Annotated in this window: 1 pseudogene; it reads right to left on the bottom strand. The window is 65.1% G+C overall.

The window, feature by feature from the left end:
• Positions 1-878 (bottom strand): annotated as a pseudogene (locus FUT88_RS25980) (carbon starvation CstA family protein); the annotation flags it as partial.

Genomic DNA, 878 nt, shown 5'->3' with positions numbered 1-878 from the left:
GGCTGTTCATCGCGAAGTACACGCCCGGATCGATGACCGAAGCGGCCACCAGCGCCATGATGGCGACGAACGATTCCATCAGCATCGCGCCGTAGCCGATGAAGCGGGCCTGCGTTTCGTTCTCCAGCAACTTGGGCGTGGTGCCCGACGAGATGAGCGAGTGGAAGCCCGATACCGCGCCGCACGCAATGGTGATGAACAGGAACGGGAACAGGTTGCCCGACCACACCGGGCCGCCGCCGCCGGCAAACTGCGTCAGCGAAGGCATCTGCATCTTGGGCGCGACGATCAGGATGCCGATCGCCAGGGCGAGGATCGTGCCGATCTTCAGGAACGTCGACAGGTAATCACGCGGGGCCAGCAGCAGCCACACCGGCAGCACCGAGGCGACAAAGCCGTAGCCGATCAGCATCCACGTGAGGGCCTTGCCGTCGAACGTGAACAGCGGCGCGAGGGCAGCATTTTCGTGCACCGCCTGGCCACCGATGATGGCCAGCATCAGCAGCACGAAGCCGATGATGGAGATCTCGCCGATACGGCCCGGGCGGATGTAGCGTACGTACACGCCCATGAACAGCGCGATGGGAATCGTCGCGGCCACCGTGAAGGTGCCCCACGGCGAGCCGACCAGCGCCTTCACCACGATCAGCGCCAGCACGGCCAGGATGATGATCATGATGAGGAACGCGCCAAACAGCGCGATCACGCCAGGCACCGTGCCCATCTCGCTCTTCACGAGGTCGCCCAGCGAGCGGCCGTCGCGGCGGCTGGAGATGAACAGCACGATGAAATCCTGCACCGCACCGGCAAACACGACGCCGGCCAAGGATCCACAGCATGCCCGGCAGGTAGCCCATCTGCGCGGCCAGCACGGGGCC

This window comes from Ralstonia sp. TCR112 (genome assembly GCF_007997035.1).
Lineage (GTDB): Bacteria > Pseudomonadota > Gammaproteobacteria > Burkholderiales > Burkholderiaceae > Ralstonia > Ralstonia edaphi.
The sequence above is the reverse complement of the archived record's forward strand: the minus strand, read 5'-3'. Positions and strand labels throughout refer to the sequence as shown.